This window comes from Aeromonas popoffii, assembly GCF_000820025.1.
Lineage (GTDB): Bacteria > Pseudomonadota > Gammaproteobacteria > Enterobacterales > Aeromonadaceae > Aeromonas > Aeromonas popoffii.
The window spans coordinates 3,925-5,824 of record NZ_CDBI01000007.1; the positions used below are offsets into that span (position 1 = coordinate 3,925).

The 1,900-nt window shown below is 59.6% G+C and carries 1 protein-coding gene; it reads left to right on the forward strand.

The genetic code is table 11. The annotated features are described in order from the left end of the window. The first annotated feature begins 170 nt into the window (after nucleotides 1-170). Nucleotides 171-1,751, forward strand: a complete 1,581-nt coding sequence (gene guaA, locus BN1129_RS01345; RefSeq protein WP_042034000.1) for a glutamine-hydrolyzing GMP synthase — start codon at nucleotides 171-173, stop codon at nucleotides 1,749-1,751. Nucleotides 1,752-1,900: the final 149 nt, after the last annotated feature.

The window sequence follows — 1,900 nt, forward strand, 5'->3', positions numbered from 1 at the left end:
GTGCGCATCTCGGGTGCAGGGATGAAAGAGTCCCACGTCCACGATGTGACCATTACCAAAGAAGCCCCCAACTATCGGATGGGCTGATAAAACGGGGCTACGGCCCCGTTTCTCCACCCCTTTTTATCCCCGAGCTTTTTGTTACAACATCAGCCTGATGCAGGAATAAAATGACTAAAGACATTCACCAGCACCGTATCCTTATCCTTGACTTCGGTTCCCAGTACACCCAGCTGATTGCCCGCCGTGTGCGCGAGATCGGTGTTTACTGCGAACTGTGGGCCTGGGATGTGACCGAAGCGCAGATCCGCGAATTCAACCCGAGCGGCATCATCCTCTCCGGCGGCCCGGAGTCTGTGACCGAAGCGGGCAGCCCCCGTGCCCCCGAGTATGTGTTCAACGCCGGTGTCCCGGTGTTCGGCATCTGCTACGGCATGCAGACCATGGCCGAGCAGCTGGGTGGCAAGGTGCAATCCTCCACCGAACGTGAATTCGGTTATGCCCAGGTTGAAGTGCTGGGCCAGACCAATGCCCTGCTGCGCAGCATCGAAGATGCCATCGCCCCCAACGGCAATGCGCTGCTGGACGTCTGGATGAGCCACGGCGACAAGGTCACCGCCATCCCGGCCGACTTCACCACCATCGCCCAGACCGCCACCTGCCCCCACGCGGCCATGGCCAATGAAGCCAAGCGTTTCTACGGCGTGCAGTTCCACCCGGAAGTGACCCACACCCGTCAGGGTGCCCGCATGCTGGAGCACTTCGTTAAAGACATCTGCGGCTGCGAATGCCTGTGGACCCCGGCCACTATCATCGATGACGCCGTGGCCCGCATCCGCGAGCAAGTGGGTGACGATGAAGTGATTCTGGGCCTCTCCGGCGGTGTCGACTCCTCCGTGGTCGCCATGCTGGTGCACCGCGCCATCGGCGATCGCCTGACCTGCGTCTTCGTCGACAACGGTCTGCTGCGCCTGAACGAGGGTGAGCAGGTGATGGAGATGTTTGGTGACCACTTCGGTCTCAACATCATCAAGGTTGAAGCGGAAGAGCGCTTCCTCTCTGCCCTGGCAGGTGAAAATGAGCCGGAAGCCAAGCGCAAGATCATCGGCCGTGTCTTCGTCGAGGTGTTCGACGACCAAGCCAAGAAGCTGAAAAATGCCCGCTGGCTGGCACAAGGCACCATCTATCCGGATGTGATCGAATCGGCCGCCAGCGCCACTGGCAAGGCCCACGTCATCAAGTCTCACCACAACGTCGGCGGCCTGCCGGCCGAGATGAAGATGGGTCTGGTCGAGCCGCTGCGCGAGCTGTTCAAAGATGAAGTGCGCCGTGTCGGCCTCGAGCTGGGCTTGCCCTACGACATGCTCTACCGTCATCCGTTCCCGGGCCCGGGTCTGGGCGTGCGCGTGCTGGGTGAAGTGAAGAAAGAGTACTGCGATCTGCTGCGTAAAGCCGATGCGGTCTTTATCGAAGAGCTGCGCAAGGCCGACCTCTACAACCAAGTCAGCCAGGCGTTCGCCGTCTTCCTGCCGGTGCGCTCCGTTGGCGTCATGGGCGATGGCCGCAAATATGACTGGGTGATTGCCCTGCGCGCCGTCGAAACCATCGACTTTATGACTGCTCACTGGGCCCATCTGCCCTATGACTTCCTCGGTCATGTGTCAAACCGCATCATCAACGAGATCAGCGGTATCTCTCGCGTGGTGTACGACGTCTCCGGCAAGCCGCCCGCAACCATCGAATGGGAATAAGCGGCTCACGCCCTTCTGCCCTTTGAGCATAAAAATGCAAAAAGACGCCCTTGCGGCGTCTTTTCTTTTTCCAATCGTTTGCGCCTCACTTTCTGCCCGATAGCAGCTCTTGCCCAACCTTGCCCCTGTCACATGTAACAGGAGGTGAT